Genomic DNA, 24,366 nt, shown 5'->3' with positions numbered 1-24,366 from the left:
CCGGTATCGCTTAACGTGGAATTCGAGCCGATGAGCAAAGCTCGTGATCGAGCGCGCCAGTTCTGCGCCAAGGTGCCACCTTCCGGCTTCGGATCCCGCGATAATTCGCTGGCCTTCGACAACATGGTCGGCCCCGGTCCGCTGAAGAAAGGCGAGGACGGCCGCATGAAGAAGGTGTTCGAGAATCGCCAGAAGGAGGGCGAAAACTCGAACTGGCAACGCACTTTCTGTAACGACTTCGCAGGAGAGTGCTCACGCTTCTCGACCAACGGATCCTATCTCGGCAACATCATACCCACCCTGAAAGAGGCGACGCTGAAGGGGCCGAAGCCTTATGCATGGGTCGATGCGGGCTCCGGTGTCGAGCCCGACTACGGCGATATCCTCGGCTTCCAGATCGGCAAGAACATGCATCTGGGGGTCGCGGTCGGCGTGAAAGGCGGAAGGCTGCACAAGATCGAGGCGGGCCAAGGCGGTGTCAATTTCGGACAGGATTTCATCAAATGGACCAGCTCGACCTGGCCCAGTCCGCCGAACCTCGTAGGGTGGGTCAATATCGATCTCTGGTGCTACGGCAAGGCGTATTCCAGCGGCCAGACGTCGCCGGAGGGCCTCTGGACCGTTTGGATGAACAAGCGCACCGCGCGTTATGCCTATAAGTTCGGGGAGACGACGGTAACCTGGCGCGATGTCTTCAACGGACAGACGGGATCGGGGACCTGGTCCTTCGAGGATGAAGGCCTGGTGATCCGCTGGAAATCGGGTACCAAGGATGTCTGGGACTTGCCACTCGACTATGGCGGCACTGCAGGTTACGAGCAGTCACCCGGGGCGGGCAGGCTCGATATCTTCGCCACGAAGGACTAGAATATCGCTCCTCCTGTCGTCCGCGCCTCATGATGATCCATCTCACCGGCCCGACGTATCTGCGCATTTCAAACGGATAGGGCACCGTCTGGCATTCACGTTGCGCTAAGACAGCGGCTGGGCAGTTTCGCCAGCCGCAGCATGACTGCGTATCGATGCGCGCCAGGCGGGTCTGCTGAAATGGGTATGCGGCATACCAAACGGCCCGCCTCGACAGATCGAAGCGGGCCGCGTGGCGGTCGCGATGCCTGACGATCAGGCCGCGTCGGGCTGGGCCGGGGTGTTGGCCGGCGGGTTGTTACGGCGCTCGTTCATGAACTGATCGAACTCGGCCTTGTCGCGGGCCATGCGCAGGCGGCCGAGGAAGTCGTGGAACTCGCGCTGCTCGTCCTCGAGCCGGCGTAGCGTCTCCGAGCGGTACTCGTCGAAGGCGCGGTTGCCGCTGGAAGGGCCGCCGCGGCCCCAGCCGCCGAAGCCGCCACCGAAGCCGCCTTCACGGCCGGTCATGCGCTCGCGCAGGCGGTCCATCTTGCCCTGAAGGCGGTTCATCCGGTGCTCGTACCGGTCTCCGGCATATCCACAACCCATGCGTCCACTCCAGAAAAGAAAGGCCAGGGTCGCAAGACCCAGGGGCCAGAACAGGATGAAGCCGAGAACCGCGAAGGCGATCCAGGCACCCCTCCCATATTCGTCCAGCTTCTCGACGATCGGCATTGCTCCCTCACTGCATCAGCGTGAATGTAAATCACATTTACATAGATGCGCTCGACCCCGCCGCTTGTCAAGGAGTGGGCTCGCGGAAAAAATCAGCCGGGCGTGGAAGGGCCGTTGCGGCCGATGCCGAGCCCCTGGAGATAGATCAGCATGCCGGCTTCCAGGAGTTCGGCGGCCGACATCGGCAGCGGGCGACGCCCGCCATCGGCGCGGCCGAACAGGGCGGCGACGCCATGCGACATCGACCAGACATGCAGCGCCATCATCAGGGCTGGCGGGCGCTTTCCCTGCGGGAGCTGGGCGATCAGCGCTTCGGAGGCCTGACGCAGGCCGGCGAAGGCGCGATCGGCGGCGGCGCGCAATTCGGGGCTGGCATCGAGCGGCACGCCGGCCTCGAACATCGCCGAGTAATAGGCGGGCTCGTCATGGGCGAAGGCGAGATAGGCGCGGCCGAGCCGGTGGAAGGCGGTTTCCGGGTCGGGCCGGCCCTGGTCCCAGGCGCGCGACAGCGCCGCCTCGAAGGCTTGGAAGCCGCGCGCGGCGACATCGGCCAGGAGCTCGTCGCGGTCGCGGAAATGGCGATAGGGCGCGGCCGGGCTGACGCCGGCCATGCGAGCGGCCTCGGCAAAGGTGAAGCCGTTCGGGCCCTTCTCTCCGATCAGCCCGAGCGCAGCCTTCACCAGCTCCTCCTTGAGGTTGCCGTGGTGATAGCCGCGGGGTGTCTCGGGGCGGTCGCGCTTCCAGCTCATGTAAGGAGCGCTAACATGCGGGCAGGGGCTGCGTCGACTGTTGCAGGCGCTCAGTCGTCGAGCATCAGGCGCTTGCGCAGGCCGTCCGGGATGCGCCGGGCCCGGCCGCCGCCGACGCAGGCGACCATGACCTGCGCCGTGATCAGCACGTCCTCGCCGCGCAGCACGCGCTGTTCGAGGTCCATGGTGGCGCCGCGGGCCGCGATCGAACGGGTCTCGACCGTCAGCAGGTTGTCCATCACGGCCGGCCGCAGGAAATCGATGGTCATCTTGCGGACCGCGAAGCCGAGCGCCGTCTCGCCATCGAAGAGCTCGCGCTGTTCGACGCCGAGCGCGCGGATCAGCTCGGTGCGGCCGCGCTCCATGAAGCGCAGATAGGATGCGTGATAGACGACGCCGGAAAAATCGGTGTCCTCGTAATAGACGCGGACCTCGATGCGATGGACCCTGCTCATGGTGCTCCGGCGCGGTTTGGAATGCTTGCCGCTGCCATAGACCAGGAGATGCGGCTTCGGAAAGGCTGGAACTGCTTTGCCGGCGGGACGTTGCCCGTTGCGTGATCACAGCAAGGGAGAACCTGTCATGGCGCAATCCAGCAAGGCGACCGCGCGGCTGCTCGACAAGGCCGAGGCCGACCTCGTCGCCCGCAGCCAGCGCGGCGCGATCGGGGCTCTTCCGGATGACGAGTTGCGGGACCTCGCCGGCAAGCTGCGTGAACGGCGCGACAAGGCGCGCGACGGCGCGCGGCGGCAGAAGCGCGAGATGCGCGGCAAGGCCGAGCCGAAGGGCGCCAAGGCCGCCAGCGACAATACCGGCACCAAGGCGAAGGCGGACGCGCTGACCGCGGCGCTGAAGCGGGTCGGGGCCGAGCGCACGCGCCGGGAGGAGAAGGCTAAGCTGCCGAGCCAGCGCAGCCTTGCGCGCAAGGCGCTCGCGCTCAAGCAGCGCCAGCTTGCGGCCGAACGCCCTGCCAGCCGCACGGCCGGCAAGGGCATGCGTCCGGTCGAGAATCCGAAGGCGGCGAAATCCGGCGCGCTGAACGATGCCGGGGCGCGACCGGCGCTGATGCGCTCGAAGATCGCGCGGCAGTCATAGCGATATCCAGCCCTGCGGGCGCTCAGCGCTTGCAGGGCTTGTTCATGAAGGAGCCGCAGTCATAGGACTTGGAGAGCTCTTCGCGGACCGAATAATCCTTGCCCTCGACGCGGTTGACGATGTCGTCGATGCGCCAGCCGCCGCCTTCCTGGATCATGCGGAAGCGCACCGTGACGGGCTGCTTGAAACTGCGGAAGCTGGCGTTGACCAGAGCCCGGCCGTTTTCGGGCGGCCCGGCGACGGTGACCTTGAGGAACTTTACCTCGCCGTCCTGGCCGCTGATGAAGGGGTCGGCGCCGATATGGCCGATCTCGCCGGCCTCGTCCTGATAGAGATCGTCGCGGGCGAAGAGCGCAGCGAGGCTCTTGCTCATGAGCTTGTCGCGATGCGGCGGGCGCCAGGGCGGCTCGCCCGACGAGGCCAGCGTCTTGCGCGTGACGGCATAGGCGTCCATCACGGTGCCTGCCGGGGTCTTGTCGCCGGCCTGGGCGGTCGCCGCCGCAAGGAGAAGCGCCAGCGCGGCCGGGCCGGCGAGGCGGCTGAAGGACATGTTCGGTCTCCGAAGCGTATCTACCTGGTGAGGCGTGGATGACTAGCCGCGCATCCGCCATATGAGCGAGAAAGTCGAACCACTTCAATCGTCATGATCCGGGCAAGCCGCATAGCGGCCCTGCTCGGGCAGTGGCACCGGGTGCGGCTCTCCTCGCCAGGCTCGTATCCACGCCGTGCCGGCGTGGAACCCGGCTTCAGTTCTCGTCCTCCCCATCGCCGAACAGGCCGAACTGCGCCGTCTCGCGCGAGGGCTCGGGCATGCCGAGATGGCGGAAGGCGTGGGGCGTGAGCAGGCGGCCGCGCGGCGTGCGCTGGATGAAGCCCTGCTGCAGCAGGAAGGGCTCGATGATCTCCTCGATCGCGTCGCGCGGCTCGGAGAGCGAGGCGGCGATGGTCTCGATTCCGACCGGGCCGCCGCCGAAATTGACCGCGACCGTGGTGAGGTAGCGCCGGTCCATCTGGTCGAGGCCGATCGCGTCGACGTCCAGCAGAGAGAGCGCCTTGTCGGCGACCTTGCGGGTGACGATCGGATCGCCGTCGACGATGGCGAAGTCGCGCACCCGGCGCAGCAGGCGCCCGGCGATGCGCGGCGTGCCGCGGGAGCGCTTGGCGATCTCGTTGGCGCCGTCGTCAGACATCGGCACGCCGAGCACGCGGGCGCCACGCGCGACGATGCCCTGCAATTCCTCGACCGTGTAGAACTGCAGGCGGATCGGGATGCCGAAGCGATCACGCAGCGGCGTGGTCAGGAGGCCGGCGCGGGTGGTGGCGCCGACGAGGGTGAACTTCGGCAGGTCGATCTTGACCGAGCGGGCGGCCGGGCCTTCGCCGATGATCAAATCGAGCTGATAATCCTCCATCGCGGGATAGAGGATTTCCTCGACGGCAGGGTTGAGGCGGTGGATCTCGTCGATGAAGAGCACGTCGCGCTCTTCGAGGTTGGTGAGCTGGGCCGCGAGGTCGCCGGCCTTGGCGATGACCGGGCCGGAGGTCGAGCGGAAATTGACGCCGAGTTCGCGCGACACGATCTGCGCCAGCGTCGTCTTGCCGAGGCCGGGCGGGCCGACGAAGAGGACGTGGTCGAGCGCGTCGCCGCGGCTCTTGGCGGCGTTGATGAAGACCTGGAGATTGGCGCGGGCGGCCGCCTGACCGGTAAAATCGGACAGCGAGAGCGGACGCAGCGAGGTTTCGCTGTCGTCGTCGCGGCGTTCGGCCGTCATCAGGCCGGAGCGTTTGGGTTCGCTCACAGCACGATCTCCAGCTCGATGGCGTCGTGAATCGGAATGTCCTTGTACCCCGTCTTGATGATATCAGGCACGACCGAGCGATAGGCGTCGATCGCCTCGAGATAAAGGCCCGAGAGGCGGAAGCCGCGGCGCTGGTAGAAGGTCATGCCCGGCATGTTGTCATTGGTCAGCATCGCCTTGAGCTTCTTGGCGCCGGCCTTGCGCGCCGCGAAGATGACGGCGTCGAGCATCTGGATCGCGACACCTTCGCCGGGCCTCAACGAATGGAGCGCGCAGAGATAGGCGGTGTCGCCACGGAGCGTCCAGCTCGCCAGCGCCGCGGTGCGGCCCGAAGGCTCGTAGAGGCCGAGCGCGTCGATCTCGGCGACGTCATAGACGTGGAGGTCGATCATCATGCTCTGCGAGCCCCAGCTCGCCAGCATGATGCGGCAGAGCTCGGTCTTGTCGGTGACGACGCGCAATTGAAGCTCGTCGGGCGTTTCGCTCACTTGGCCAGTTCCTTCAGGCCCAGCTTGATGAGCTGGGCCGTGCCGGCCCCATCGCCGGCGGCCTTGGCCGCAGCCGCCACGGCGGCCACCGCCTGGGCCTGAGGATAGCCGAGATTGGCGAGCGCGGACACGGCGTCGGCGATCGGCTGCGGCAGCTTCCTGTCCTCCAGCGCGCCGGAGAGCTGGACCACGCCCGGATCGATATGGCCGAAGGCCGGGGCCTTGTCCTTGAGCTCGGCGCAGAGGCGCTGCGCCAGCTTGGGGCCGACGCCCGGAGCGCGCGCGATCGCAGCCTTGTCGTTGGTGGCGATGGCAGTAGCGAGCCCACCCGGATCGAGCGTCGAGAGGATCGCCAGCGCGACCTTGGCGCCGACGCCCTGCACGACCTGCATCAGGCGGAACCAGTCGCGCTCATTGTCGGACATGAAGCCGTAGAGGCGGATCGCATCCTCGCGGACATGGGTCTCGATCGAGAGCGCGGCAGCCTCGCCGGGCTGGGGCAGGCGCTGGAGCGTGCGCGCCGAGCACTGCACGACATAGCCGACGCCCTGCACGTCGATGATGACGTGGTCCTCGCCATAGGAATCGATCAGGCCCTTAAGCTTGCCGATCATCGTCTCGTTCCCCCGGCCGCCATCATCATCCTGCCACGCGCATCTGCGCGACCAGCGCCTTCATGCCGCGATGCTGGGCATGGCAGATCGCGACGGCGAGCGCATCCGCCGCGTCGGCCGAGGAGGTCTCGGCCTTTGGCAGCAGCACCCGGATCATCGCCTGGACCTGCTTCTTGTCGGCATGGCCGACGCCGACCACGGTCTTCTTGACGAGGTTGGCGGCATATTCCGCGACATCGAGCCCGGCGAGCGCCGGCACGACCAGCGCGATGCCGCGGGCCTGGCCGAGCTTCAGCGCCGATTGCGGGTCGCGGTTGATGAAGGTCTCCTCGACGGCGGCCTCGTGCGGGCGATGCGTGACAAGAACCTTGTTGAGGCCCTCATGCAATTGCCGAAGGCGCTGGCCGAGCGGCAGGGCGCCGTCGCTCTCGACGCAGCCGCAGGCGACGAAGGAGAGCTTGCTGCCTTCCGAAATCACGATGCCCCAGCCGGTTTTCCGGAGGCCGGGATCGATGCCGAGGATGCGAATCGGAGGAGCCATGATGCCTGCAAACTAGCGGATGTTTCGGATTTGTCCCGCGCCGAGACGAGCACGCGACCGGGCGGGATGAATTCCCCTGATCGATGACATCAAAAAGGAAAGTTGTTCTTGCCGCAGGCCTGCGGGCATGGTCCGTCGCATCTTTCTTCTCCTCAGCCGGCTCCATGTCCTCGATCCTGTCTTCCTTCATGCCGGGCGTCAGCGCCGACGGCATCGCCGTCCTGCTGGCCGCGACGCTGCTCGGCGGGCTGGTGCGCGGCTTCACCGGCTTCGGCTTCGCCATGGTGTTCATGCCGCTGGCCTCGGTCGTGCTCGGGCCGGTCGCGGCGCTGGGCCTGATCTGGTTCATCGATCTGCCCTTCGCATTGCCGATCGCGGCCCGCAGCGCCAGGACGGCCGAATGGCGCGAAATCCTGCCGCTGCTGCTGACTGCGACGCTGGCGCTGCCTGCCGGCATCTGGCTGCTGATCTGGCTCGACCGCGAGACGATGCGCTGGGTGCTGGCCACGCTGGTGCTGATCGCGGTCGCATTGATGGCGTCGGGCTGGCGCTATCACGGGCGACCGACGATCCCGCTTTCGCTCGGTGTCGGCGCGCTGTCCGGGCTGTTCAACGGCATGGCCTCGATCGGTGGCATGCCGCTCGCCGTGTTCTGGCTCGGCGCCCAGCGCAACGACCGGCACAAGACGCGGGCCAACCTGCAGGCCTTCTTCGGCGTCTCGACGCTGATCAGCGGCGCGGTGCTATGGTGGAAGGGAATCCTGACCGGAGGCGCCTTGCTGATGGCAGTGCCACTCTTCGCCGTCTACGGCATCGGGCTCTGGGCCGGCACCCATGGCTTCCGGCTGGCCTCGGAGGAGACGTTCCGGCGCGGGGCCTATCTGGTGATCTTTCTCAGCGCGCTGATCAGCCTGCCGCTCTGGGACGTGGTGATCGGGCGGTAGGAGACGTCGCGGAGCATCCGCGTTTTCAGCGCTATGGCGAGGCTGCAAAGACGCAAATGGCCGGGACGAGCCCGGCCATGATGCAGAAGGCGTTGGCTTCGGCTCAGGCGCTGAGCTTGGCCATGATGTCGTCGGCGATCTCGAAATTGGCGAAGACGTTCTGGACGTCGTCGTCGTTGTCGAGGGCTTCCATCAAACGCATCATCGAGGCGGCCTTGTCTTCGTCGAGCGGGGCGCTCGTCGTCGGGCGCCAGACGGGCTTGGCAGAGGCCGGAGCACCCAGCGACGCTTCGAGCGCCTTGGAGACCTCGTTCAGAGCATCGAAGGCGCAGAGGATGGTGTGGCCGTTCTCGTCCGAGATCACATCGTCGGCGCCGGCCTCGATCGCGGCTTCCATCACCTTGTCGGCGTCGCCGGCCTCGGACGAGTAGCTGATCTCGCCGACGCGGTTGAACATGAAGGAGACGGAGTTGCTCTCGCCCAGCGCACCGCCCGACTTGGTGAAGTAGGAGCGCACGGCGGAAGCGGTGCGGTTGCGGTTGTCGGTCAGCGCCTCGACGATGACGGCGGCGCCGCCCGGGCCGTAGCCCTCGTAACGGACCTCGTCATAGTTGTCGCCTTCGCCGCCGGCGGCCTTGTTGATGGCGCGCTGGATGTTGTCCTTGGGCATGTTCTCGGCGCGCGCGGCAAGCACGGCCATGCGCAGGCGCGGGTTCATGTTGATGTCGGGCATGCCCAGCTTGGCGGCGACGGTGATTTCGCGGGCCAGTTTCGAGAACAGCTTGGAGCGCACGGCATCCTGCTTGCCCTTGCGGTGCATGATGTTCTTGAACTGTGAATGGCCGGCCATGGGAGCTCGTTACCTTCAGAGGTTGCGGCGGAAAGCGCTGGAAGCCGGCCTTATAGGCGCCGGCTCCGCCCGCGCGCAAGCGCTGCGCGGGCCGTAAAGCGTCAGGAAATCCAGGCTTCCGGCACGGCCTGGCTGAGATGCGGGCCGACGCGCACCGCCCAGACCGCTTTGGCCAGGCCGGTCGCATCGTCGATATCGACCGCGACGCCGGAGAGCGTGCCTTCGCCGGTCGCCGGCTCGAGGCGGGCGCCAGGCACCTTCTGCAGGAAGCGGCGCACCGGCTCGTCCTTCTGCATGCCGAGCACGGAATCGTAGTCGCCGCACATGCCTGCGTCGGACTGGTAGGCCGTGCCGGCGGGCAGGATGCGGGTGTCGGAGGTCGGTGCATGGGTGTGGGTGCCAACGACGAGGCTGGCGCGGCCGTCCAGGAAATAGCCCATGGCCTGCTTCTCGCTGGTCGCCTCGGCATGGACGTCGACGATGACGGCGTCCGCGACTTCGCCGAGCGGGCAGGCCGAGAGCTCGCGCTCGACCGCCGCGAAGGGATCGTCGAGCGCATCCATGAACAGCCGGCCCATGACGTTGACGACGAGGACGCGGGCGCCATTGCGCGCCTCGATCACGGCGGCGCCGCGGCCGGGCGTGCCGGGCGGGTAATTGGCCGGGCGGATCAGCCGGTCCTGCCTGTTGATGAAGACGAGGGCCTCGCGCTGGTCCCAGGAATGGTTGCCGAGCGTCACGACATCGGCGCCGGCGGCGAGGATCTCGTCGCAGATCGCCTCGGTGATGCCGAAGCCGCCGGCGGAGTTCTCGCCGTTGATGACGACGCAGTCGAGCTTCCAGGCCTCGCGCAAGGCAGGGAGCCGCTCCTGAACCGCAATCCGGCCGGGGCGGCCGACGATATCGCCGAGGAAGAGAAGACGCATGAAACAGACTCGAAAACCGTGAAGGCTTTCTCCCTCGCGCGAAGGCGCGCGGGAATCAACCGCAACGAATCGCTTCGCGCTCGGTCACGATCCAGTCGAGGCGCCGGTCATGCGGTTCGTCCGGGACGGCGTCGACCTCCTGTGCGGCGTAACCGATGCCGATGCTGACGGTCGGGCCGAGCTCGGTCAGAGCACGGTCGTAATAGCCCTTGCCGTAGCCGATACGGTAGCCGCGCCGGTCGAAGGCAGCGAGCGGCACGAGCAGGATCGCAGGGTTCAGCTCAGACTGGTCGGGCGTGGGAACCAGCGTGCCGAAGCCACCGGGCACGATCGGTTCATAGGGCGCCCAGCGCCGGAAGACCATGCGCTTCTCGACGATCGCCGGCAGGCAGAGCGGCAATCCGCGCTCGCGAAGGGCTTCGAGGATCGGGCGGGGATCGGCCTCCGAGCGCATCGGCCAATAGGCGGAAACCGGGCCGCTGCTGCCCTTCCAGACGGGCAGGCTCAGCGCATGGGCTGCGATCCCGGCATCCCATTCCAGCCGGTTGTCGAGATCGAGCGCGTCGCGGCGGGCCAGCGCCTCGGCGCGGAGGATCGCCTTGCGCGGGGAGGGCGTGACCAGCGTGTCGGACGTCGTCGTCATAAGGGCTGCGGAGCCACCTCGGCCGTGGAGTTTTGAATCCCGGGACACCTACTAAAGTAGGTGGGCGCCGTGTGTCCGGTTCCGATGGATCCGGTCAGGGACAGCTCCCTAGGGAGTCGTATGGGCCCGGGGAATGCTGTCTCTCACGCACCAGGCAGCCCCGCTCCGCCAATGTAGGGAACGCGCCCGCAAAGCGCCAGTGGTGTTTGCGGGGGACGGCGCGAATTCCCGCTTCGCCTCGGCTCCTCAGGATGGGGGTTGGGAAAGGACGGGAAGGATTTTCGGGCCCCGGACGCGCCCTGTCATCAGGCCGGCCATGAAAACGTTCATATTTTGGCCGTGGTGCGCTGATGGTATAGAGACGCGCGCGACATGTACGGAAACCGGTTTCAGCGATGCTTCGTTCTCTCCTAGCCCGCCATCTCTCCCGTCCGGGACTGGCCGCCCTGGCGCTCTCCGCCGCGCTGGCCGGCGGCATCGCGCCTGCTTCGGCGCAGGATGCGGCCGATCTGCTGGTCCGCACCACGCGGCTGGAGAACCAGTTGCGTCAGATGTCAGGCCAGATCGAGCAGCTCCAGTTCGAGAATCGACGGCTCTCCGAGCAGCTCCGCAAGTTCCAGGAGGATGTCGATTTCCGCCTGAACGAGAAGGGTGGCGGCGGGCGTCCGAATACGGCCGCGCCCGGTCCGACGGGCGCCCCGCCTGCAGGCGCAGCGCCGCAGCGGCAGCGCCGCAGCGATGCCTTCGACCCGACGATGCAGCAGGGCGCTGCCGGTGCTCCCCAGCAGCTCGGCGGTGGCGGCGCGATCGCCGGCATCATCGAGGATGACTATGCCGCTGGCCCGGCGACGGGGCAGCCGCTCGACCTGCAGGGCGTCGGGCGGCCGGTGCCGCAAGGCGGGATACCGCAGGACAGGCCGCGCGGCGCGAGCGTCGCCGCCGCGAGCGGCCCGCAGAGCGCCAAGGAGGCCTACGACCTCGCCTTCGCCTCGCTCCAGCGCAAGGAATACGAGCAGGCCGAGATGGGCTTCCGTCAGTTCCTGCAGAGCTATCCGCGCGACCGGCAGGCCGTCGATGCGACCTACTGGCTGGGCGAGAGCTATCTCCAGCGCCAGCGCTATCGCGAGGCGGCCGAGCAGTTCCTGAAGATTTCGCAAGGCTCGCCGAAGGCGGCCAAGGCGCCGGACAGCCTGCTCAAGCTCGGCATGTCCCTCAACGGGCTCGGCGCCAAGGAGCAGGCCTGCGCGACCTATGCCAAGGTCGGTATCGACTATCCCTCCGCCTCCAATTCCGTGCGCCAGGGCATTGCCCGCGAACGCCGCCGCTCCGGCTGCGCTTGAGCGCGGCCCCGATCGCAACGCATTCCGCGCCGGTCTCGCCCGCCGAGGCCGGCGTTGCTTTTGAAAGGCTGTCGGGGGAGACGGCCCTGCTCGTCGCCGTTTCCGGCGGGCCGGATTCGCTGGCGCTGCTGGCGTTGCTGGCCGGATGGGCACAGATGCCCGGCCGGCCGGCTCTCCATGCCGCGACCGTCGATCACGGCTTGCGCCCGGAATCGGCCGGGGAGGCCGCTGCCGTGGCAGCTCTCTGCGCAAGGCTCGGCGTCGGCCATGCGACCTTGCGTTGGGAGGGGATGAAACCGACCAGCGCCGTTCAGGCTGAAGCACGGCGCGCCCGCTATGCCCTGCTGGCCAACGAGGCGAGGCGGCTCGGCGGCGCGACGCTGGTCACGGCCCATACCCTGGACGACCAGGCCGAGACCATGCTGATGCGGCTTGCCCATGGCTCAGGCCCATCCGGACTTGCGGGCATGAGGGCGCGGAGCGAGGTCAACGGGGTTCCGCTGGCCCGGCCGCTGCTCGGCTTCCCCAAAGCGCGGCTGGTTGCGATGGCCGAGGCGCGCGGACTGCCCTTCGTGCGTGACCCCAGCAACAGCGATCCCCGCTTCGAGCGCGTGCGCTGGCGCGAGGTCATGCCGGCCCTGGCGGAGCAGGGGCTGACGGCGGAGCGGTTCGGCCGTTTGGCGGAGCGGATGGCGCGGCTCGACGAGGCTGCCGCGCAACGGGCTCGCGAGGTGCTGGCGAAGGTGATACTGCCGCATGCCGCGACGGATAAGGGCTTGCGCCTGTGCTTCTCCACGCTGGTGTCGGAGCCGGAGGAGATTGCGTTGCGGGTTCTTGTGCTGGCCTTCGATGGCGTCGTGCCGGGTGGCGAGGGACAGGGCCGCCTGGAGCGGCTGGAGGCTTGCGGCGCGGCCCTGATCGCGGCGGCACGAGCCGGTTCGGCCCTGCGGCGGACCTTGTCGGGCTGCATGCTCTCGCTCGGCCGCGATGGCGTGCTGACGCTGCAACCGGAGCCGCCGCGCAGACGCGGCGTTCACCCTTCGGCGTCATAGTGCCGCCACGTCATTGCTTTCCCTTGGCAACGGCGTGCGCGACACCTAAATTGGTAGTCGGGAAACTCTAGGCCTCATCCGGTTGCACCGGCAGGCCCGATCGGACTGGGAATGAATCCGAATTTTCGTAATTTTGCCCTCTGGGTGGTGATCTTCCTGCTGGTTCTGGCGCTGGTCACCCTGTTCCAGAGCCCGAGTCAGCGCGCCAGCACCAATGAAATCCCGTATAGCCAGTTGATCAACGAGGCCGAGGCCGGACGCGTGTCGAACGTCGTCGTCGCCGGCCAGGAGATTTCCGGCTCCTTCTCGGATGGTCGCAACTTCGTGACCTATGCGCCCTATGGCGACCCGAACCTCCTGAAGACCATGGCCCAGAAGGGTGTGCAGGTCTCGGCCAAGGCGCCGTCGGAAGGCACGCCCTGGTTCATGGCGCTGCTGGTCAACTCGCTGCCCTTCGTCATCTTCATCGGCCTGTGGATCTTCATGTCCCGCCAGATGCAGAATGGCGCCGGCCGGGCGATGGGCTTCGGCAAGTCCAAGGCCAAGCTCCTGACCGAGGCGCATGGCCGCGTAACCTTCGAGGATGTCGCGGGCATCGACGAGGCCAAGGAAGATTTGCAGGAGATCGTCGAATTCCTGCGCGACCCGCAGAAGTTCCAGCGGCTGGGCGGTCGTATTCCGCGCGGCGTGCTGCTCGTCGGCCCTCCCGGTACGGGTAAGACCCTGACCGCGCGCGCCGTCGCGGGCGAGGCGAATGTGCCGTTCTTCACGATCTCGGGCTCCGATTTCGTCGAGATGTTCGTCGGCGTCGGCGCCAGCCGCGTCCGCGACATGTTCGAGCAGGCCAAGAAGAACGCGCCCTGCATCATCTTCATCGACGAGATCGACGCGGTCGGCCGCCATCGCGGCGCCGGTCTCGGCGGCGGTAACGACGAGCGCGAGCAGACGCTGAACCAGCTCCTCGTGGAGATGGACGGATTCGAGCCGAACGAGGGCGTGATCATCATCGCCGCGACGAACCGTCCCGACGTGCTCGACCCCGCGCTGCTGCGTCCGGGCCGCTTCGACCGCCAGATCGTCGTCCCGAATCCGGACGTCGCCGGCCGCGAGAAGATCCTGCGCGTCCATGTTCGCAAGGTGCCTATGGCGCCGGATGTCGACCTCAAGATCCTCGCCCGCGGTACGCCCGGCTTCTCGGGCGCCGACCTGATGAACCTCGTCAACGAGGCGGCGCTGCTGGCGGCGCGGCGCGGCAAGCGCATGGTCACCCATGGCGAGTTCGAGGACGCCAAGGACAAGGTCATGATGGGCGCCGAGCGCAAGTCCATGGCCATGTCCGAGGAAGAGAAGAAGCTGACCGCCTATCACGAGGCCGGTCACGCCATCGTCGGCCTCTACGTTCCGGCCGGCATTCCCGTCCACAAGGCGACGATCATCCCGCGCGGCCGTGCGCTCGGCATGGTCAAGTTCCTGCCGGAGGGCGACCGCTACTCGATGAAGTTCAAGGAGTTCACCTCGCAGCTCGCGGTCGCCATGGGCGGGCGCGTGGCGGAGGAGATCACCTTCGGCCGCGAGAACGTGACCTCCGGCGCGACCGGCGACATCCAGCAGGCGACCAAGATGGCCAAGGCCATGGTCACGCAGATGGGCTATTCGGCCGAGCTCGGCATGGTCGCCTATGGCGACAACCAGGAAGAGGTCTTCCTGGGCATGTCGATGGGCCGCAGCCAGTCGCTCTCCGAGGCGACCGCGCAGAAGATCGATGCCGAGGTCAAGCGCCTCGTCGACGAGGGCTATGCCGACGCCAAGAAGATCCTGACCGATCACCACGAGGAGTTCGTCGCGGTGGCCGAGGCCCTGCTCGAGTTCGAGACGCTGACCGGTGAGGAAATCCGCGACCTGATCGCGGGAAAACGCCCCTCGCGCGACCTCGACGACACGCCGCACGCCCCGCGCGGCTCGGCCGTGCCGAGCGCCGGCAAGGGCCGCAAGCGCGGCGAGCCGGATGCCGGCCTGGAGCCGCAGCCGCAGGGCTGAGGCGGGTTTCTATGGAATGCGAAAGGGCGGCCGTTAGGCCGCCCTTTTTCGTTGGCCGGAACCGATGTCACGTTCCGTCACAATTTGTGAGAAGGCGGAAAGGTTTTTTGGCTATAGAACGCCCGAAACGGACGCGATCCGCCTCTCGGAACCGAATCACGATGACGCGCAAGTATTTTGGAACGGACGGCATTCGCGGGCGTGCGAACGGCGTCATCACGCCGGACCTAGCCCTGAAGGTCGGCCAGGCCACGGGCATCGCCTTCCGCCGCGGCGAGCATCGCCACCGGGTGGTGATCGGCAAGGATACCCGCCTTTCCGGCTACATGATCGAGTACGCCATGGTCGCAGGCTTCACCTCGGTCGGCATGGACGTCATGCTGCTCGGCCCGATGCCGACGCCGGCGGTCGCGATGCTGACGCGCTCGATGCGCGCCGATCTCGGCGTGATGATCTCGGCCTCGCACAACGCTTACGAGGATAACGGCATTAAGCTGTTCGGGCCGGACGGCTACAAGCTCAACGACGAGGTCGAGCGCGAGATCGAGGAACTGATCGATGGTGATCTGACGCCCCGCCTCTCCGGTTCGCCGAAGCTCGGCCGGGCCAAGCGCATCGACAGCGCCGATGCGCGCTATGTCGAGTTCGCCAAGCGCACCATGCCGCGCAACATGAGCCTGGAAGGCCTGCGCATCGTGCTCGATTGCGCCAACGGTGCCGGCTACAAGGTGGCGCCGCAGGCGCTCTGGGAGCTGGGCGCCGAGGTCATCGTCATCGGCGACGAGCCCGATGGATTCAACATCAACCGTGATATCGGCTCGACCCATCCGGCGACGCTGGTGGCGAAGGTCCGGGAATTGCGCGCCGATGTCGGTATCGCGCTCGACGGCGACGCCGACCGCGTGCTGGTCGTGGACGAGCAGGGGCAGATCGTCGATGGCGACCAGCTCATGGCGGTGATCGCGCGCTCCTGGCTGGAGGATGGCCGGCTTTCGGCGCCGGGCATCGTCGCGACCATCATGTCCAATCTCGGCCTGGAACGTTATCTCGCGGGGCTCGGCCTCACGCTGGCGCGGACCGCGGTCGGCGACCGCTATGTGCTGGAGCATATGCGCAACCATGGCTTCAACCTGGGCGGCGAGCAGTCCGGCCACATCATCCTCTCGGATTTCGGCACGACCGGCGACGGGCTCGTCGCGGCGCTGCAACTGCTTGCCGTGGTCAAGCGGATGGACAGGCCGGTTTCCGAGGTCTGCCACTGCTTCGAGCCGCTGCCGCAGATCCTCAAGAACGTCCGCTACAAGAAAGGGCGCCCGCTGGAGGAGCAGCCGGTGGTCAGCGCGATCGAGGCGGCAAAGCAGCTTCTCGGCGAGAGTGGCCGCCTGGTGATCCGCCCCTCCGGCACCGAGCCGGTGATCCGCGTGATGGCCGAAGGCGACGACCGCGACCTGGTCGAGCGCGCGGTCGACGATGTCGTCGAGGCGGTGACGAAGGCCGCGGCCTGATCTCTGAAATCCGTCATCTCGGGCTTGACCCGGAATCCATCATAGAGTGCTGAGCCCTTCGATGGATTCCGGATCGGCGCGGCTTCGCCGCTTGTCCGGAATGACGATGAGATTGTGGGTGGACCTCACACCACCGAAGTCAGCCCACCATCGACCATCAGCAGGTGGCCGTTGACGTAATCGCTCGCCGCCGAGGACAGGAAGATCGCGGCACCCGCCAGCTCCTTCGTCTCGCCCCAGCGCCCGGCCGGCGTGCGGCTGCAGACCCAGTTCGAGAAGGCCTCGTCGGCGATCAGCGCGGCGTTGATCTCGGTGGCGAAATAGCCGGGGCCGATGGCGTTGGCCTGGATGTTGTGCTTGCCGAGCTCGGCGGCGAGGCCCCGGGTCATCATCTTCACCGCGCCCTTGGACGCCGTATAGGGAATGATGGTGGCGCGGCCGAGTTCGCTCATCACCGAGCCGATGCTGATGATCTTGCCGCGCTTGCGCGGCACCATGCGCTTGGTCACGGCCTGGGTGACGTAGAACACCGAATGCAGGTTGGTGTTGATCACCTCGTGCCAGCCCTCGACCGGGAATTCGGTGATCGGCGCGCGCTTCTGCATGCCGGCATTGTTGATCAGGATGTCGATCGGGCCGATCTCGGCTTCGATGGCTGCGACGCCGGCCTCGACCGCGGCCTGGTCGGTGACGTCGAAGGGGGCGATGGAGGCCTTGCGACCGGCCTGAAGCAGCGTCTGCTGGGCACGCTCCAGCTTCGCCTTGTCGCGGCCGTTCAGCACGACATGGGCGCCCGCATCGGATAGTCCTTCAGCCAGCGCGAGACCGATGCCCTGGCCCGAGCCGGTGACGAGCGCGATCTTGCCGGCGAGACTGAACAGCGACAGCGACATGGCATATCCTCGCAAAATGCCGGATGCGGCGATTTCGGTTTGCGCACGGGGCGCTGCTTTGGGTAAGCAGGTTTCAATCGATTAGACAATGGTGCCGCGTGCCGTCGCGCGGCGAATTCGGGAGCGTGCCATGCGTGCCGTCGTCATTCATGCCGAGAAGGATCTGCGGGTCGAGCCGACGACCGCGCCTGAACTCGGGCCGCGCGACGTGCGCGTCCGGATCGAGGCCGGCGGCATCTGCGGCTCGGACCTGCATTACTATCTGCATGGCGGCTTCGGCACGATCCGCGTTCGCGAGCCGATGATCCTCGGCCATGAGATCGCCGGCCGGGTCGAGGCGACCGGCGGCGAGGTCTCGCGGGTGAAGCCGGGCGACCGCGTTGCGGTCAATCCGAGCCGTGCCTGCGGCCATTGCCGCTATTGCCAGATGGGCTTGCAGCAGCACTGCACCGACATGCTGTTCTACGGTTCGGCGATGCGCTTCCCGCATGTGCAGGGTGGCTTCCGCGATGTGCTCGTGGTCGAGGAGCGGCAGGCGGTGAAGGTGGCGCCGCGCGTGACCGCGGCCGAGGCCGCCTTCGCCGAGCCGCTTTCGGTCTGCCTCCATGCCGCCAAGCGCGCCGGGCCGCTGCTCGGCAAGCGCGTTCTGGTGACGGGGGCGGGGCCAATCGGCGCGCTCACCATTCTCGCCGCCAAGGCGGCGGGCGCCTCCGAGATCGTCGCGACCGACGTGGTCGACGGGCCATTGCCGGTGGCACGCAAGATGGGTGCGACGGCGACGGTCAATGTCGCGGCCGAGCCGGAGCGGCTGAAGGCCGAGTACGGCGCGGAGAAGGGCGCCTTCGACGTGATGTTCGAGGCCTCCGGCAACCAGCACGCTCTGACGGGGGCCTTCGACGTGGTCAGACCGGGCGGCGTCATCGTCCAGATCGGCGTCGGCGGCCAGTTCACGCTGCCGATGAACGTCGTCGTCGCCAAGGAATTCGACCTGCGCGGCTCCTTCCGCTTCCACGAGGAGTTCGACTGGGCGGTGGCGATGATCGGCTCGGGCTCGATCGATCTTTCGCCGTTGCTGACGGCGTCGATCCCGGTCGACCGTGCCGTAGAGGCCTTCGACCTCGCCGCCGACAAGTCGAAGGCGATCAAGGTCCAGCTCGACTTCGCCTGAGGCGTGTCATCCCGTGCGCGCTGCAGCGCGCAACGCTGCGGCGCAGACACGGGATAATGCGCTTCAGCCGCTGCTGCGCCGGAGCAGCGGCAGCTCCTCCGGCGGGCTGACGGTGAAGCCGTTGCGGCCGTTGCGCTTGGCGACATAAAGCGCCTCGTCGGCCCGGCGCGTGGCTTCGCTCAACGTGTCGGAAGGCTCCAGGATGGCTGCGCCGATGCTGGTCGTGACCGGGACGGTTTCTCCGCTGGCGAGAGTAACGGGGCGCTCCGCGGCGGCGGCGACGATCGCGGTGGCGATGGCCGACAACCCGTCGCGATCGACATTATCCAGCAGCAGGATGAATTCGTCGCCGCCCCAGCGGGCGCAGATGTCGCGGTCGCGCAGCAGCGTCGTCATCCGCCGGGCGAGTTCGGCGATGACCTCGTCGCCGCTTTGGTGGCCGTGGCGGTCGTTGAGCGGCTTGAGATTGTCGAGATCGACCAGCAGCAGGCCGGCCTGATGTCCGGTGCGTCCGGCTCGGCTGCGGCTCTTCGCGAAGGCGCGCTCGAAGCCGCGGCGGTTGAACACGCCGGTCAGCGGATCGGCATGGGCGAGCCGCTCGAGCTGCTCGGTGCGTTCGCGCACGGCCTCTTCGAGCCGGACTGTATTCTCCTCGATGCTGCGTGCCATCGTGCCGAAGGCCTGCGACAACCGGCCGATCTCGTCGCGCCCGGCATCGATCGCGACGGCGCGGAACTCACGGGCGCGGACATGGCTCGCGGCATGCTCGACGCGGGCCAGCCGGTCGAGCACGGCGCGCTTGAACAGCAGGGTCATCAGGGCCGCGGCCGCCAGCAGGACGGCGCCGAATAGCAGGCCGAGCGGCAGGAACAGGCTGCGGTCGATGATGCGGTCGATATCCATCACCGTGACGTTGAACCAGCCGAGGCGGTCGAGATAGCCGACGCCGACGAGCACGCGTTTGCCGTCGACCGTCATGAAGCGCGACTGCACGAGGTCGTCGCCAGCTCCGACTCGGGCGATCATCTGGCCGAGCAGACTGCGGTCCGGATCGTTGTCGACGAGCTGGTAGATCGTCTTCTTGGAGGAGATGTCCTTGGTCAGGCTGTGGAAGTCGACGAGGCTGGCGTCGCGATGGGCCTGCACGGCGCCGCTGCGGTCGACGAACATGCTCTGGACGCCGGTCTGCGGGATGTCGACGACCTCGCGGATGAACTGCGTCAGGTCGAGCCCGGTGCCGATGATCCCCAGCACGCGGCCATCCTTGCGGATGATGCAGTTGATCCAGACCTTGGTGACCCGGAGATTGTCGTCATTGTCGACATTGAGGTGGCAGCCGGTGCCGAGCGCGGCGGTCTTGTAGTACCAGCCGTCACGCGGATTGGCGGCCGAGAGCGTGTAGCGCTTGCGCGCGTGCTCGTAGCTGTTGTCCTTGTCGTTGAAGTAGTAATTGCCCGAGCCGCCGAGGACGGTGAAATAGCTGCGGTCCCGGAAGGACTGGCGGTAATGTTCGAGTTCGGCCAGCCCGCGTTCGGCTTTTCGCGGATCGTCCTCATTCTCCGCCCAGTCGACGATCGCCGGTGCGCGGGCGACCGTCTCGGCCAGCGAGACCTCGCGCATCAGGGCCTCAAGCCCGCGATAGCGATCGAACAGAATCTGCTTCTCGGCGACGAGCGTGCCGAGCTTCACAACGGTCGCGTCGACGAGCCACAGGAAGGCCGCGCCGGCCGGAATGGCGATTGCCACCAGAACGGCGAACGTCCAGCCCATGACACGGGCTTTCAGGCTGTGCGTGCGGGGCAGACCGGTTTCGGTCTGGCTCATCGGATCGGATTCCTTGCGGGGTAGCGCAAGGTAGAGAGCCATCCGTTGCGTAAGCTTTAAGAAACCCGCTGGGGCATTAACGATGTTCCCGCCTTGGGGCAGGATCGTCATACCGTGCGCGCTGCGGCGCGGAATGCCGCTGCGCGCACGGGATGACCCGCTTCAGAACAGCGGCAGCCTTCAGAACAGCCCTTCGATGCGCCCCTGCTCGTCGATATGGATGCGCTCGGCGGCGGGCTCGCGCGGCAGGCCGGGCATGGTCATGATGTCCCCGCAGATCGCGACGACGAAGCCTGCGCCGGCCGAAAGCCTGAGTTCGCGCAAAGGAACGGTATGGCCGGAGGGCGCGCCGCGCAAAGTCGGGTCGGCCGAGAAGGAATACTGGGTCTTGGCGACGCAGACCGGCAGGCTGCCGAAGCCTGCCTCCTCCAGTTCGGCGAAGCGGGCCTTGAGCTTGGCATCGACGCTGACGCCCTCGGCGCCGTAGATCTCGCGCGCGATCGTCTCCAGCTTCTGCCGCAGCGGCATCGCGTCGGGATAGAGCGGGGCGAAATCGGCCTCGCCCTCGTCGGCGAGCGCGGCGACCTTCCGGGCGAGCTCTTCGGTGCCGGCACCGCCCTCGGCCCAGTGCCGGCAGATCACCGCCTCGACGCCGAGATGGTTGCGGCAATAGTTGCGGATCAATTCATGCTCGGCGGCGGTGTCGGTGGTGAAGTGGTTGATCGCCACGATCGGTGGCACGCCGAACTTCCTGAGATTGTTGACATGGCGGGAGAGGTTGGCGAGCCCGACCTCCAGCGCCTTCAGATCCTCGCGGCCGAGCGCGTCCTTGGCAAGGCCGCCATGCATCTTGAGGGCGCGGACGGTGGCGACGACGACGGCGGCGGCAGGCTTCAATCCGGCCTTGCGGCATTTGATGTCGAAGAATTTCTCGGCGCCGAGATCGGCCCCGAAGCCGGCCTCGGTGACGACGTAGTCGGCGAGCTTCAGCGCGGCCTTGGTCGCGATCACCGAGTTGCAGCCATGGGCGATGTTGGCGAAGGGGCCGCCATGGACGAAGGCGGGCGTGCCCTCCAGCGTCTGCACGAGGTTCGGCATCAGCGCGTCCTTGAGCAGTACGCTCATCGCGCCGGTCGCCTTGATGTCGGCGGCGATGACGAGGCGCTTGTCGCGGGTGCGGCCGATGACGATGCGGCCGAGGCGTGCCTCCAGATCGGCGGCGTCGCGGGCGAGACAGAAGATCGCCATGACCTCGGAGGCGACGGTGATGTCGAAGCCGTCCTCGCGCGGGAAGCCGTTGCTGGCGCCGCCGAGCGAGGAGACGATCGAGCGCAGCGCACGGTCGTTCATGTCCATGACGCGGCGCCAGGCGATATGGCGGGTGTCGAGCCCGAGGCCGTTGCCCCAGTAGACATGGTTGTCGATCATCGCCGCCAGAAGGTTATGGGCGCTGGTGATCGCGTGGAAATCGCCGGTGAAATGCAGGTTGATCTGCTCCATCGGCACGACCTGGGCATAGCCGCCTCCGGCGGCGCCGCCCTTCATGCCGAAGCTCGGCCCGAGCGAAGGCTCGCGCAGCGCGATCATCGCACGCTTGCCGATGCGGGAGAGGCCGTCGCCGAGGCCGACGGTCGTCGTGGTCTTGCCTTCGCCGGCCGGAGTCGGGCTGATCGCGGTGACCAGGATCAGCTTGCCGTCCGGCTTCGCCTGGAAGCCGGGGATCGCGTGGGTATCGATCTTGGCGATGTATTTGCCGTACGGGTTCAGGGCCTCGGAGGGGATGCCCGCCTTTTCGGCGATCGTGGCGATGGGCTGCAGCGTGGCTACGCGCGCGATCTCGATATCGGTCGGCATTCGTCCTCTCGGAGGCTTTTTCCTTCCCGCGTCTCCCGAGCGCGGAACCGCGCGGACACTGGCCCGAAAACCCCGCCGCCGCCAGCGCTTTTGCCGGCGGGGCGGGCATGATGCACAAGCCGATATGTCATTTTACATGCGCGGGAACCGCGGCGCCTGTTACTCGTTTGGGAGTGGTTCAAGGGCTGCATGTGGCGGCCCGTGAAGCCTGCGCCGGGGCGCGGCTTCTCGTTCCGGTCGGTTGGGGGGATACGACCTTGGAGAAGCGAACCTGGCCTGTCGGGCAGGGCGAGATGGCAGAACGGCTGCGCGGCTGGACCGGCCGCGAGATCGCGCTTGGCCCGCCGCGGGATTGGCCGGGCGTGCTGCGCAATGCCTTGCAGCTCGTCCTGTTGTCCCCGGCCGCGATGACGCTGCTATGGGGCCGGCAGGGGCTTATGCTGTACAACGACGCCTATGCGATCATCGCCGGGGCGCGGCACCCTGCAAATTTCGGCATGAGCGTCTTCGAGGCCTGGCCGGAGGTCGCCGATTTCAACCGCGCGGTGATGGACCGCGTCTACGCTGGCGATTCGCCTTCCTATCGCGACCTGCCTTTCGTGTTCTACCGCAATGGCGCGGCGGAGGATGTCTGGCTGAATGTCGATTACAGCCCGGTCCTCGACGAGGCCGGCGAGGTCGTAGGCGTGCTCGCGATCGTTACCGAGACGACCGAGCGTATGCAGGCCGAGATGACCTTGCGCCGGCGCGAGGCAGAGCTCGCACAGGTCCAGAAGATCGGCGGAGTCGGCGGGCTGGAGGTCGATCTGCGTTCGGGGTTCCGCAACCGTCGCTCACCGGAATATCTGCAGATTCACGGGTTGCCGCCTGAGGCCGTGCAGGAAACCCATGAAGACTGGGTCAGGCGCATCCATCCCGAAGATCGGGCGACGGTCGTGGCGCATTTTCAGGAGGCGGTGCAGGGAAGTGCCACGGCTTATCAGGCCGAGTACAGGATCATCAGGCCGTCGGATGGACAGATCCGCTGGATCGCGGCGACGGCACAGATCGAACGCGGAGAGAGCGGCGAGCCGCTGCGCCTGATCGGCGCGCATCGCGACGTCACCGAGCGCAAGGAGGCAGAGGCCGAGCAGCGCCTGCTGATGCAGGAGCTGGCGCATCGCGTGAAGAACACGATGGCCATGATCCAGGCGCTGGCGTCCCAGACATTGCGCAGCGCCGGCACGCTCGAGGCGGCGCGCGAGACCTTCAGCGCCCGGCTGGCCGCGCTCGCCCGCGCGCATGACCTGCTGGTGGGCGGCCGGCGGGCCGATGCCACGGTCCAGGACATCGCACAGAGCATCATCGCCCTGCAGGGCGATCCGGGGCGTTTCCGCATCGCGGGGGAAGAGGTCGTGCTGGGGCCGAAGGCTGCACTGGCGCTGACGCTCATCCTGCATGAGCTCACCACGAATGCCGTGAAATACGGTGCGCTCTCCAACGATACCGGTGTGGTTTCGCTGAGCTGGGGTGTCGGGGAGATCGAAGGCGTCCGGCAGTTCCGGTTGCGCTGGCGCGAGAGCGGCGGGCCGCAGGTTGCGCCGCCGTCGCGGAAGGGTTTCGGCTCGCGCCTGATCGAGCGTTCCTTTCCGGCGGCGCGCACCGGCACGGCCAGCGCCTATCTTCCCGAAGGGCTCGTCTTCACGCTGGACGCGCCGTTCGATGCGCTGGGGGTTGGCGAAGCCGGCGTTTGAGAGGAGGGCGCCGGCCGCCGCTCAGCCGGCCAGATGGGCGTTCTGCGGGAAGAGGAACTTCCGGGCCTCGGCATCGAAATCCGTCTTGAAGGCGAACTGGTCCTTCAGCGCGACGGCGCGCTGTGCGGCAGGGCGAGCCGAGATCTCGTCGAGATGGCGCTTCACATGCGGGAGCATCTCCGGCCAGGTCTCGCCGATGGCGAACGAGAGCCGCGTCGCCCAGCCCCAGATCGACATGTCGACCAGCGTGTAGCGGTCACCGAGCATGTAGCGGCGGCTGGCGAGCAGGTCGTTGACGATGCCCCAGTGCCGCTCGGCCTCGCGGGCATAGCGGTTGATGGCATAATGCAGCTTTTCCGGCGCGAAGCGGCTGAAATGCACGGCCTGGCCGCAATAGGGGCCGATGCCGGTCGCGACGAACATCAGCCAGGACAGCATCTCGCCGCGCGCCTTCGGCGTATGCTCGGGCAGGAACTGGCCGGTCTTCTCGGCGAGATAGAGCAGGATCGCGTTGGAATCGAAGATTGTGACGTCGCCGTCGGTCAGGGCAGGCGTCTTGGCGTTGGGATTGATGGCGAGGAAGTCCGGCTTGAACTGGTCGCCCTTGCGGGTGTCGACCGGCACCATCTCGTAGGGCAGGCCGGCTTCCTCCAGGAAGAGCGCGATCTTCGCCGGGTTCGGCGAGGGATGATAGTAGAGCTTGATCATCGGGGTCTCCACGAGCGGCGCG

24 protein-coding genes and 1 other RNA gene are annotated in these 24,366 nt (G+C 67.2%); 9 read left to right on the top strand and 16 right to left on the bottom strand.

The features are described 5' to 3' along the window. Positions 1 to 30 precede the first annotated feature (30 nt). Complete coding sequence (locus tag Q9235_RS02770; protein WP_306225271.1) at positions 31 to 867, top strand: hypothetical protein; 837 nt, start codon at positions 31 to 33, stop codon at positions 865 to 867. Between the two features lie 255 nt (positions 868 to 1,122). Here the strand turns inward: Q9235_RS02770 and Q9235_RS02765 are convergent, their stop codons facing one another. From Q9235_RS02765 to ybgC, 3 genes are all read right to left on the bottom strand, one after another. Continuing rightward, positions 1,123 to 1,581, bottom strand: a complete 459-nt coding sequence (locus Q9235_RS02765) for a DUF2852 domain-containing protein (protein WP_306225270.1) — start codon at positions 1,579 to 1,581, stop codon at positions 1,123 to 1,125. 92 nt (positions 1,582 to 1,673) lie between these two features. Then, a complete protein-coding gene (locus Q9235_RS02760; RefSeq protein ID WP_306225269.1) occupies positions 1,674 to 2,330 on the bottom strand; it encodes a TetR/AcrR family transcriptional regulator in 657 nt (218 codons plus the stop codon). Positions 2,331 to 2,380: 50 nt separating this feature from the next. Further along, the gene (ybgC, locus tag Q9235_RS02755; RefSeq protein WP_306225268.1) at positions 2,381 to 2,785 is read right to left on the bottom strand and encodes a tol-pal system-associated acyl-CoA thioesterase; all 405 of its coding nucleotides are present in this window, start codon (positions 2,783 to 2,785) and stop codon (positions 2,381 to 2,383) included. Positions 2,786 to 2,912: 127 nt separating this feature from the next. Here ybgC and Q9235_RS02750 point away from each other — a divergent pair, with 127 nt between their 5' ends. After that, positions 2,913 to 3,425, top strand: a complete 513-nt coding sequence (locus tag Q9235_RS02750; RefSeq protein ID WP_306225267.1) for a hypothetical protein — start codon at positions 2,913 to 2,915, stop codon at positions 3,423 to 3,425. 22 nt (positions 3,426 to 3,447) lie between these two features. On the opposite strand, the gene Q9235_RS02745 is transcribed toward Q9235_RS02750, so the two are convergent. From Q9235_RS02745 to ruvC, 5 genes are all read right to left on the bottom strand, one after another. Further along, a complete protein-coding gene (locus Q9235_RS02745) occupies positions 3,448 to 3,975 on the bottom strand; it encodes a DUF3828 domain-containing protein (RefSeq protein ID WP_306225266.1) in 528 nt (175 codons plus the stop codon). Positions 3,976 to 4,171: 196 nt separating this feature from the next. Further along, positions 4,172 to 5,197 (bottom strand): Holliday junction branch migration DNA helicase RuvB, encoded by a 1,026-nt coding sequence (ruvB, locus tag Q9235_RS02740; RefSeq protein WP_306228092.1) that lies wholly within the window; start codon positions 5,195 to 5,197, stop codon positions 4,172 to 4,174. Between the two features lie 23 nt (positions 5,198 to 5,220). Beyond that, positions 5,221 to 5,712: a GNAT family N-acetyltransferase gene (locus Q9235_RS02735; RefSeq protein ID WP_306225265.1), complete on the bottom strand. Its 492-nt coding sequence runs from the start codon at positions 5,710 to 5,712 to the stop codon at positions 5,221 to 5,223. Continuing rightward, positions 5,709 to 6,326: a Holliday junction branch migration protein RuvA gene (gene ruvA, locus Q9235_RS02730; RefSeq protein ID WP_306225264.1), complete on the bottom strand. Its 618-nt coding sequence runs from the start codon at positions 6,324 to 6,326 to the stop codon at positions 5,709 to 5,711. Before ruvA ends, Q9235_RS02735 begins: the two co-directional genes overlap by 4 nt. A gap of 25 nt (positions 6,327 to 6,351) precedes the next feature. Then, complete coding sequence (gene ruvC, locus Q9235_RS02725) at positions 6,352 to 6,867, bottom strand: crossover junction endodeoxyribonuclease RuvC (RefSeq protein WP_306225263.1); 516 nt, start codon at positions 6,865 to 6,867, stop codon at positions 6,352 to 6,354. Positions 6,868 to 7,031: 164 nt separating this feature from the next. On the opposite strand from ruvC, the gene Q9235_RS02720 reads away from it, so the two are divergent. Then, positions 7,032 to 7,811, top strand: a complete 780-nt coding sequence (locus Q9235_RS02720; protein WP_306225262.1) for a sulfite exporter TauE/SafE family protein — start codon at positions 7,032 to 7,034, stop codon at positions 7,809 to 7,811. Positions 7,812 to 7,914: 103 nt separating this feature from the next. On the opposite strand, the gene Q9235_RS02715 is transcribed toward Q9235_RS02720, so the two are convergent. The 4 genes from Q9235_RS02715 to ssrS all read right to left on the bottom strand — a co-directional run bounded on the left by Q9235_RS02715 (position 7,915) and on the right by ssrS (position 10,394). Beyond that, on the bottom strand, positions 7,915 to 8,661 hold the full coding sequence (locus Q9235_RS02715; protein WP_306225261.1) for a YebC/PmpR family DNA-binding transcriptional regulator: 747 nt from the start codon (positions 8,659 to 8,661) through the stop codon (positions 7,915 to 7,917). 101 nt (positions 8,662 to 8,762) lie between these two features. Continuing rightward, positions 8,763 to 9,587 carry a TIGR00282 family metallophosphoesterase gene (locus Q9235_RS02710; protein WP_306225260.1) on the bottom strand — a complete coding sequence of 275 codons (825 nt, stop codon included), beginning with the start codon at positions 9,585 to 9,587 and terminating at the stop codon, positions 8,763 to 8,765. A gap of 55 nt (positions 9,588 to 9,642) precedes the next feature. Beyond that, a complete protein-coding gene (locus Q9235_RS02705) occupies positions 9,643 to 10,230 on the bottom strand; it encodes a 5-formyltetrahydrofolate cyclo-ligase (RefSeq protein ID WP_306225259.1) in 588 nt (195 codons plus the stop codon). Between the two features lie 6 nt (positions 10,231 to 10,236). Continuing rightward, positions 10,237 to 10,394: non-coding RNA, 6S RNA (ssrS, locus tag Q9235_RS02700), on the bottom strand. Positions 10,395 to 10,625: 231 nt separating this feature from the next. Here ssrS and ybgF point away from each other — a divergent pair. The 4 genes from ybgF (at position 10,626) to glmM (ending at position 16,164) form a co-directional block, all read left to right on the top strand. Continuing rightward, positions 10,626 to 11,570 (top strand): tol-pal system protein YbgF, encoded by a 945-nt coding sequence (gene ybgF / locus Q9235_RS02695; protein WP_306225258.1) that lies wholly within the window; start codon positions 10,626 to 10,628, stop codon positions 11,568 to 11,570. Continuing rightward, positions 11,567 to 12,622 (top strand): tRNA lysidine(34) synthetase TilS, encoded by a 1,056-nt coding sequence (gene tilS / locus Q9235_RS02690; protein ID WP_306225257.1) that lies wholly within the window; start codon positions 11,567 to 11,569, stop codon positions 12,620 to 12,622. Before ybgF ends, tilS begins: the two co-directional genes overlap by 4 nt. A gap of 111 nt (positions 12,623 to 12,733) precedes the next feature. Further along, the gene (gene ftsH, locus Q9235_RS02685; protein WP_306225256.1) at positions 12,734 to 14,659 is read left to right on the top strand and encodes an ATP-dependent zinc metalloprotease FtsH; all 1,926 of its coding nucleotides are present in this window, start codon (positions 12,734 to 12,736) and stop codon (positions 14,657 to 14,659) included. A 161-nt stretch (positions 14,660 to 14,820) separates the two neighbouring features. Continuing rightward, positions 14,821 to 16,164: a phosphoglucosamine mutase gene (glmM, locus tag Q9235_RS02680; RefSeq protein WP_306225255.1), complete on the top strand. Its 1,344-nt coding sequence runs from the start codon at positions 14,821 to 14,823 to the stop codon at positions 16,162 to 16,164. A 125-nt stretch (positions 16,165 to 16,289) separates the two neighbouring features. On the opposite strand, the gene Q9235_RS02675 is transcribed toward glmM, so the two are convergent. Next, on the bottom strand, positions 16,290 to 17,057 hold the full coding sequence (locus Q9235_RS02675) for an SDR family oxidoreductase (RefSeq protein ID WP_306225254.1): 768 nt from the start codon (positions 17,055 to 17,057) through the stop codon (positions 16,290 to 16,292). Between the two features lie 130 nt (positions 17,058 to 17,187). Between Q9235_RS02675 and Q9235_RS02670 the strand changes: the two genes are divergently transcribed. Continuing rightward, on the top strand, positions 17,188 to 18,225 hold the full coding sequence (locus Q9235_RS02670) for an L-idonate 5-dehydrogenase (protein WP_306225253.1): 1,038 nt from the start codon (positions 17,188 to 17,190) through the stop codon (positions 18,223 to 18,225). Between the two features lie 63 nt (positions 18,226 to 18,288). On the opposite strand, the gene Q9235_RS02665 is transcribed toward Q9235_RS02670, so the two are convergent. Both Q9235_RS02665 and Q9235_RS02660 read right to left on the bottom strand, forming a co-directional pair. After that, complete coding sequence (locus Q9235_RS02665) at positions 18,289 to 20,049, bottom strand: sensor domain-containing diguanylate cyclase (RefSeq protein WP_306225252.1); 1,761 nt, start codon at positions 20,047 to 20,049, stop codon at positions 18,289 to 18,291. Positions 20,050 to 20,229: 180 nt separating this feature from the next. Continuing rightward, positions 20,230 to 21,903, bottom strand: a complete 1,674-nt coding sequence (locus Q9235_RS02660; RefSeq protein ID WP_306225251.1) for a formate--tetrahydrofolate ligase — start codon at positions 21,901 to 21,903, stop codon at positions 20,230 to 20,232. A 257-nt stretch (positions 21,904 to 22,160) separates the two neighbouring features. Here Q9235_RS02660 and Q9235_RS02655 point away from each other — a divergent pair, with 257 nt between their 5' ends. After that, complete coding sequence (locus Q9235_RS02655) at positions 22,161 to 23,636, top strand: sensor histidine kinase (RefSeq protein ID WP_306225250.1); 1,476 nt, start codon at positions 22,161 to 22,163, stop codon at positions 23,634 to 23,636. 21 nt (positions 23,637 to 23,657) lie between these two features. On the opposite strand, the gene Q9235_RS02650 is transcribed toward Q9235_RS02655, so the two are convergent. Next, positions 23,658 to 24,344: a glutathione S-transferase family protein gene (locus Q9235_RS02650; RefSeq protein WP_306225249.1), complete on the bottom strand. Its 687-nt coding sequence runs from the start codon at positions 24,342 to 24,344 to the stop codon at positions 23,658 to 23,660. Positions 24,345 to 24,366: the final 22 nt, after the last annotated feature.

Origin of the sequence: Bosea beijingensis (assembly GCF_030758975.1) — a bacterium.
In the GTDB taxonomy this organism is placed as follows: Bacteria; Pseudomonadota; Alphaproteobacteria; order Rhizobiales; family Beijerinckiaceae; genus Allobosea; species Allobosea beijingensis.
The sequence above is the reverse complement of the archived record's forward strand: the minus strand, read 5'-3'. Positions and strand labels throughout refer to the sequence as shown.

Bases quoted from the DNA above. Each gene is read 5' to 3' on its own strand.
- Q9235_RS02770 (WP_306225271.1), top strand. From the start codon at position 31: ATGAGCAAAGCTCGTGATCGAGCGCGCCAGTTCTGCGCCAAGGTGCCA.
- Q9235_RS02765 (WP_306225270.1), bottom strand. From the start codon at position 1,581: ATGCCGATCGTCGAGAAGCTGGACGAATATGGGAGGGGTGCCTGGATC.
- Q9235_RS02760 (WP_306225269.1), bottom strand. From the start codon at position 2,330: ATGAGCTGGAAGCGCGACCGCCCCGAGACACCCCGCGGCTATCACCAC.
- ybgC (WP_306225268.1), bottom strand. From the start codon at position 2,785: ATGAGCAGGGTCCATCGCATCGAGGTCCGCGTCTATTACGAGGACACC.
- Q9235_RS02750 (WP_306225267.1), top strand. From the start codon at position 2,913: ATGGCGCAATCCAGCAAGGCGACCGCGCGGCTGCTCGACAAGGCCGAG.
- Q9235_RS02745 (WP_306225266.1), bottom strand. From the start codon at position 3,975: ATGTCCTTCAGCCGCCTCGCCGGCCCGGCCGCGCTGGCGCTTCTCCTT.
- ruvB (WP_306228092.1), bottom strand. From the start codon at position 5,197: ATGACGGCCGAACGCCGCGACGACGACAGCGAAACCTCGCTGCGTCCG.
- ruvA (WP_306225264.1), bottom strand. From the start codon at position 6,326: ATGATCGGCAAGCTTAAGGGCCTGATCGATTCCTATGGCGAGGACCAC.
- ruvC (WP_306225263.1), bottom strand. From the start codon at position 6,867: ATGGCTCCTCCGATTCGCATCCTCGGCATCGATCCCGGCCTCCGGAAA.
- Q9235_RS02720 (WP_306225262.1), top strand. From the start codon at position 7,032: ATGTCCTCGATCCTGTCTTCCTTCATGCCGGGCGTCAGCGCCGACGGC.
- Q9235_RS02715 (WP_306225261.1), bottom strand. From the start codon at position 8,661: ATGGCCGGCCATTCACAGTTCAAGAACATCATGCACCGCAAGGGCAAG.
- Q9235_RS02710 (WP_306225260.1), bottom strand. From the start codon at position 9,587: ATGCGTCTTCTCTTCCTCGGCGATATCGTCGGCCGCCCCGGCCGGATT.
- Q9235_RS02705 (WP_306225259.1), bottom strand. From the start codon at position 10,230: ATGACGACGACGTCCGACACGCTGGTCACGCCCTCCCCGCGCAAGGCG.
- ybgF (WP_306225258.1), top strand. From the start codon at position 10,626: ATGCTTCGTTCTCTCCTAGCCCGCCATCTCTCCCGTCCGGGACTGGCC.
- ftsH (WP_306225256.1), top strand. From the start codon at position 12,734: ATGAATCCGAATTTTCGTAATTTTGCCCTCTGGGTGGTGATCTTCCTG.
- glmM (WP_306225255.1), top strand. From the start codon at position 14,821: ATGACGCGCAAGTATTTTGGAACGGACGGCATTCGCGGGCGTGCGAAC.
- Q9235_RS02675 (WP_306225254.1), bottom strand. From the start codon at position 17,057: ATGTCGCTGTCGCTGTTCAGTCTCGCCGGCAAGATCGCGCTCGTCACC.
- Q9235_RS02670 (WP_306225253.1), top strand. From the start codon at position 17,188: ATGCGTGCCGTCGTCATTCATGCCGAGAAGGATCTGCGGGTCGAGCCG.
- Q9235_RS02665 (WP_306225252.1), bottom strand. From the start codon at position 20,049: ATGAGCCAGACCGAAACCGGTCTGCCCCGCACGCACAGCCTGAAAGCC.
- Q9235_RS02660 (WP_306225251.1), bottom strand. From the start codon at position 21,903: ATGCCGACCGATATCGAGATCGCGCGCGTAGCCACGCTGCAGCCCATC.
- Q9235_RS02650 (WP_306225249.1), bottom strand. From the start codon at position 24,344: ATGATCAAGCTCTACTATCATCCCTCGCCGAACCCGGCGAAGATCGCG.